General features: G+C 66.5%; 6 protein-coding genes. All 6 read right to left on the reverse strand.

The genetic code is table 11. The features are described 5' to 3' along the window. On the reverse strand, nt 1–286 hold a 286-nt coding region (locus tag ELR45_RS35455; protein ID WP_165367905.1), incomplete at its 3' end, for an amidohydrolase family protein. Nucleotides 287–395: 109 nt separating this feature from the next. After that, nucleotides 396–1,172 (reverse strand): SDR family NAD(P)-dependent oxidoreductase, encoded by a 777-nt coding sequence (locus ELR45_RS18575; RefSeq protein WP_129667718.1) that lies wholly within the window; start codon nt 1,170–1,172, stop codon nt 396–398. Nucleotides 1,173–1,447: 275 nt separating this feature from the next. Further along, the gene (locus ELR45_RS18580; RefSeq protein WP_129667719.1) at nt 1,448–2,728 is read right to left on the reverse strand and encodes an aspartate aminotransferase family protein; all 1,281 of its coding nucleotides are present in this window, start codon (nt 2,726–2,728) and stop codon (nt 1,448–1,450) included. Nucleotides 2,729–2,941: 213 nt separating this feature from the next. After that, nucleotides 2,942–3,721 (reverse strand): IclR family transcriptional regulator, encoded by a 780-nt coding sequence (locus tag ELR45_RS18585; protein WP_129667720.1) that lies wholly within the window; start codon nt 3,719–3,721, stop codon nt 2,942–2,944. Between the two features lie 60 nt (nt 3,722–3,781). Next, nucleotides 3,782–4,903 carry a Gfo/Idh/MocA family protein gene (locus tag ELR45_RS18590; RefSeq protein WP_205856841.1) on the reverse strand — a complete coding sequence of 374 codons (1,122 nt, stop codon included), beginning with the start codon at nt 4,901–4,903 and terminating at the stop codon, nt 3,782–3,784. Continuing rightward, nucleotides 4,888–5,565: a ThuA domain-containing protein gene (locus ELR45_RS18595; RefSeq protein ID WP_129667722.1), complete on the reverse strand. Its 678-nt coding sequence runs from the start codon at nt 5,563–5,565 to the stop codon at nt 4,888–4,890. Before ELR45_RS18595 ends, ELR45_RS18590 begins: the two co-directional genes overlap by 16 nt. Between the last annotated feature and the right edge of the window lie 27 nt (nt 5,566–5,592).

Genomic DNA, 5,592 nt, shown 5'->3' on the forward strand with positions numbered 1-5,592 from the left:
CGGAGAATCCGCAGTTCCCCACCACCTCCGTCGTCACACCCTGATGCACTTTGCTCTGGGCTCGCCCGTCGAGCAGCACGCTCACGTCCGAATGGGTGTGGATGTCGATGAAGCCCGGCGCCACCGCCAACCCGTCCGCGTCCACCACGCGCCCTGCCTCGATGTGCGCATCACCGATGGTCAACGCGTCGATCCGGCCGTCACAGACCAGGATGTCCCGCTGGACGGGATCCGCACCGGTCCCGTCGTACACGGTGCCGCCACGGATCAACAGGTCAACTGACACTTCCGGCTCCCCTCGCCACGTCGCGACATGACTCGCCGCTCATCGCGCTCCTCCCGCACGTCTTACCATGTCAGCTTCAACCATTGACGGGTCACGTTCCCGGTGGACGTCAGTAATGCACCCAGCCCCCGTCCACATTGACCACCTGTCCGGTCATGAACGAGCTCTCGTCGCTGGCCAGGAAGACAAACGTCCCCGCCATGTCCCCGGCGACACCTCGACGCTTCAACGCCTGCTTCGACACCAGACGCTCATACACCGCTTCGGCGTCCGGTTCCTGCTCCACCTCGTGCTCGGTCCGGATCGCCCCCGGCATCACCGCGTTCACCCGTACCGCATCCGGTCCGACCTCCCGGGCCAGCGCCCGGGTCATCCCGATCAACCCGGCCTTGCTGGCCGTGTAATGCAGCTTGCCCGGCTGACCGGTCTGCACCATCACACTCGTGACATTGATGATCACACCGTGCCCGCTCGCTTGCAGGTCCGGATACGCCGCCCGTGCCAGCAGCCACGCCGCGCGCACGTTCACGTGCTGGACGTGGTCCCATTCATCGACGTCCATCTCCAACCACGACGACGGTCCCGACGCGGCGGCGTTGTTCACCAGCACGTCGACAGGCCCCAGTTCCGCACGGGTGGTCGCCACCAAGCCCTCGATCGCGTCGGGGTCGGCCAGGTCGCCAGGGACCGCCACCGCCCGCGCGCCCTCGGCCCGCAGCTCGGCCGCCAGCTTCTCCGCCTGCTCCACCGGACCGGGCGACGGTTCGCACGCCACCGCCACCGATGCACCCTCGCCCGCGTAAGCCCGGGCCACCGCCGCACCGATCCCTCGCGACGCCCCGGTCACCAAAGCCACCCGCCCCGCGAGGCGCCCGTGAGCATTCACGCCAGCACCACCCCCGCGTCGACGGCGGCTTTGGGTTTGGGCAGGTCAGGATACGAGCGGGCCCGCGGGCTCCTGGCCAGATCCAACAGTTCGGCTTGCACTCCAGCTCCTCCCTGCCTCACACCGACGTTTCCGCACAGCTGACCGCCCAGATCCCGGCTCGGCCCCTGGATCAAGCGAGCATTCTCAGCGAAACGCTGCATTTCGTACAATGACCTTAGCATCCCATCTAGCGATCCGTATGCCTCAGAGTGACAGTGTCCAGCCGAGCCAGGTCAGTGTGTCTCGGCTTGCAGCGCAGCGTCGAAGCGCTCGAGCACGCAGGACAGCTCGCGTCCACCGTGAGCGGCGGAGACGTACCAGATGCCACGTGGTGCGACCCAGACGCCGTGGTCGGCAAGGGTGTGCGCGAACCGTGCGTACCGGGCCAGGTCCATGCCGGCCAAGCCTGAATAGTCGTAAGCGGGGCCCGGTCCCCCGAAGGTGACGTGAAAGGCCATCGGCAGTCCCTGGATCCGCAATGGAACCTGGTACTTGTCCCCGAGCTGGCGGATGCCGTCCATCAGTGCGTCGCCGTGGTCACTGATCCGCTCGTACGGCGGGTCGTCACGCAGTGTCTCCAGAGCCGCGATGACGGCCGCGCAGGCGGGGACCGAGGAGTTGAAGGTCCCCGCGTGGACGACGCCGTCGGTGATCAGACCCATCAGCGACGCGGAACCGGCGAGCGCCGAGACCGGCCAGCCGCCGGCCATGGCCTTGCCGTACACGGCCAGGTCCGGGGTGACGCCGAATCGCTGAGCCGCGCCGCCGAGCGCGAGCCGGAAGCCGGTGATGACCTCGTCGAAGATCAGCACCACGCCGTGGCGGTCGCACAGCTGCCGCACCTGCTGCAGGTAGCCATCCCGCGGCGCAATCGCGCCGTTGTTGCACATCACAGGTTCGAGGATGACCGCAGCCACGTCGTCGTGCGTGGCCAGAACCGCGGCGAGTGCATCGGCGTCGTTGTACGGCAGGACATAGGTGTCGTCGAGATGGTGCGGCAGCTGACCCGCGCTGCCGGGCGACGCGACGCCGTCCTCGGAGGTGATCAGTACGTTGTCCAGCCAGCCGTGGTACGTGCCCGCGAAGCGGACGAACTTCGTGCGGCCAGTGGCCGCTCTGGCCAGCCGGAAGGCCGCCTGGTCCGCTTCGGTACCGGTGAGACCGAAGCGGACCATCTCGGCCCATCCGACCGTGTCCAGGAACAACTCAGCGGCTCGATTCTCCAGGACGTGCTGCGCGCCGAAGACCGAGCCGCGCCGCATCTCGTGCGCGACCGCGTCGGTGACGCGCGCGGGAGCGTGCCCCAGGAAGTTGGGTCCCTGACCGAGCAGGTAGTCGACGTAGTCGTTGCCGTCGACGTCGTACAGCCATGCGCCCTCGCCGCGTTCGAAGAAGACCGACGGGCCGGCCAACCGGACGTTGGAGTGCACGCCTCCGGGCGTGAGCGCACGTGCATGCTCTCCCAGCTGAGCGGACTTCGTACGCACATCCGGGGATCCTTTGACGATACTCATCCGACCAAGTTCCCATCTGATGGGTGCCAGTTTCTACTAGATGAAACATATGCGGGCACCGATGTGGCATGCAATAGGGTATCGGTCACATTTTCCCACTGACCGGCAACACAACCTCGGCAGGTGAAACAGTTTGGGACGCGACGGAGTCCACGGATGGGCCGGCTGTCCCGTCCGTGGACGAAGGGAGGCCGCGCAGAGAAAGCGCGAGAGCTAGTCGCTTGTGCCGGTGATGTCCCGAACGAGCAGGTCCGCCGTGTCCGCCAGCGCCTGGGCAGCGTTCGGGACGTCGTCCATGGTCAGGCGTATCGCGGGGGCAGAAAGGCTGATGGCCGCGGGCAGACCGATGCCCGACAGTGGCACGGCGATACAGCGGCCGTCGGTCTCGTTCTCGCAGTCATCCACCGCGTAGCCCTGCTCGCGGGCATTCTCCAACTCGCCGAGATACGCCGTGAGATCAGTGATCGTGGCCGGTGTGCGCCGTGGCATCCCCTCGACGGCCAGGATCGCCCTCACCCGCTCCTCGTCCAGGCTCGAAGCGATGGCCTTCCCCAAGGCAGTGCAGTGGAGCTGGTCGCGATCCCCCGAGCGCGCGGCCAGGCGGACGCTGTGCGGACTCTCGACGATGTCGACGTACGACACCCGGTAACCGTCCAGTATCCCGAGATTGAAAGTCTCCCTGAACTCGTCGCGCAGGCGGATCAGATGCGGCCTGACTCGGTCCGCCAACACCGACAGCTGCCTGGACTGCAACGGCAGGAACGCCGGTCCGATGCGGAAGAGTCCGCTGATCGGGTCGCGCATGATGTAACGCCGGGACTCCAGCGTGGCCATGTATCGGTACGCCGAGCTCTTGGGCAGTTGCGTCACCTCGGCAACCTGGTTCAGCGAGAAGCTGTCCGGGCTTTCCTGAATGAGATCCAGAATGTTGCACACACGCTGAACTGCCCGGATCGAGTACGCATTGTCACGCGAGTCGCCGCTCTGATCCATCCACGAACCCCTTCTAGTCGGCACGACCTAAGGTAACCGAGCCATGAGCAGGGGCCGAACCTAGCCGACCTCGGGTGTGTTGTCGACGACGACCGGTGCCGGGCGTTCGCAGGTGCTCTGGACGTCGACGGTTTCTCGCCGGCCGGCCGACTCGAGGATACGCGCCATCACTTCGTTGACGTGGTATCCCAGCTCCGCGCTCTGACGGTGGTCGGAATCGTCGAGGATCGCACGAGCCATGTCCGAGAGCCCATAACCGCGTCCGGCCTCGAGATACCCGGCCTTGTCATGGATGTCGACGAATCCAGTGCCTCCACGTCGCCCGATTCCGACGGCATTGCTGAAGCGGTTGGGATCGGGAACCGACAAGCTTGCGTCGGCCCCGTAGACCTCGATCGGGGGTAGCTGGCTCGCGACGGTGTCGAAACTGACGATCAGCGTGCTCAGCACCCCTGAGTCGTGGCGCAGGTTCGCGGTGATGTGGGTGTCGACCTCAACCGGGAGTGCTTCCCCTGCCCGGGGAGCACCGGGCGGCGCCACACGCTCCGTGCGCGGCCGCGCCCCCATACCCATGACCTGGGTGATCGGCCCGAGCATGGTGACCAGCGCGGTCACGTAATACACGCCCATGTCGAGCAGCGGCCCGCCGCCGTCCAGGTAATAGAAGCCGGGGTTGGGATGCCACCCTTCGTGTCCCGGGGAGAGCATGAACGCGGTAGCCGCGACGGGCTGACCGATCTCGCCGTGATCGATCAGCCAGCGCGCGGTCTGGATGCCGGTGCCGAGGACCGTGTCCGGAGCGCTGCCGATGCGTCGACCGGTTCGGCCGGCGGTTTCGAGCATCTCGTCCGCTTCTTCGAGCGAGACGGCGAACGGCTTCTCAAGGTAGACATGCTTGCCGGCTTCGAGAGCCTCCACCGTCAGGGGCGCGTGCATCTGGGGCGGGGTCAGGTTCAACACCAGATCGACATCGTCGTCCTTGAGCACGTGGGCCAGCGGCCGTACCGGCACCGCCTGCTCCCCACCGACCTTGCGTGCCGCCGTCTCGTTCACGTCGGAGACGGAGACCAGACGCAGGTTCGGCAGCTTCGCGATGTTCTTCAGATAGGCGCCGGAGATGTTCCCGCATCCGACCAGGGCGACGTTCAGCGCGCCGGCGCCCCTGTTCATTGGCTCGCCCACAGCAGCCCTCTCTTGATGATCACGTTCACGGCCGGTTCGGTCAGCACGTCGACACGGTGTCCGGGCGTCGCCACGAAGACCCGCCCCTGACCCCAGCGACGCGTCCACACGGCGGGCGACGTGACCTCCCGGTGCCAGGGATCCCATGGCCGAGCCTTCTGGGTCGTGGTGGCCAGGACGTCGTTGTAGTCGTCGCTGAGCACCCAGTACTGCTCGGTCACCAGGTCGAAGTCCGGCAGTCCCCTGGTGATCGGGTGGTCCGCCGCGGACGGCAGCATGTTGACCGTGTGGGGCACGTAATTGTCAGCTTGTTCCCCGGACCGCTCATCCGGGTGCTTTCCAGGATGACAGGCGAACTGTCCGCCAATGAGGTGCAGATAGTCCGAGTTGCTCCGGTAGGAGTCGGCGATACCGCCGTGCCACCCGGCCAGCCCGGTACCCGCCTCGACCGCCGCGCGAAGGCCGTTGACCTCATCCGGCTCGATGGTGTTCATCGTGTTGCACTGCATGACGAGGTCCACCTCGCTCATGTACTGGCCGTCGGCGTACGGCTTGGGCGAGTCATGCACGTCGACCTCGAACCCGTTCGTTTCCAGGAACGGGATGAACAGGTCGGTCGCCTCGACCGGCTGGTGACCGTCCCAGCCGCCGCGGACGACCAGAGCACGACGACGGGTGCGAGAGTCGAA

It is taken from the genome of Phytoactinopolyspora endophytica (assembly GCF_004138495.1).
GTDB lineage: Bacteria > Actinomycetota > Actinomycetes > Jiangellales > Jiangellaceae > Phytoactinopolyspora > Phytoactinopolyspora endophytica.

What these genes read in the sequence shown, in the direction of transcription:
- ELR45_RS18580 (WP_129667719.1), bottom strand. Translation starts at nt 2,728, where the DNA reads ATGAGTATCGTCAAAGGATCCCCGGATGTGCGTACGAAGTCCGCTCAG.
- ELR45_RS18585 (WP_129667720.1), bottom strand. Translation starts at nt 3,721, where the DNA reads ATGGATCAGAGCGGCGACTCGCGTGACAATGCGTACTCGATCCGGGCA.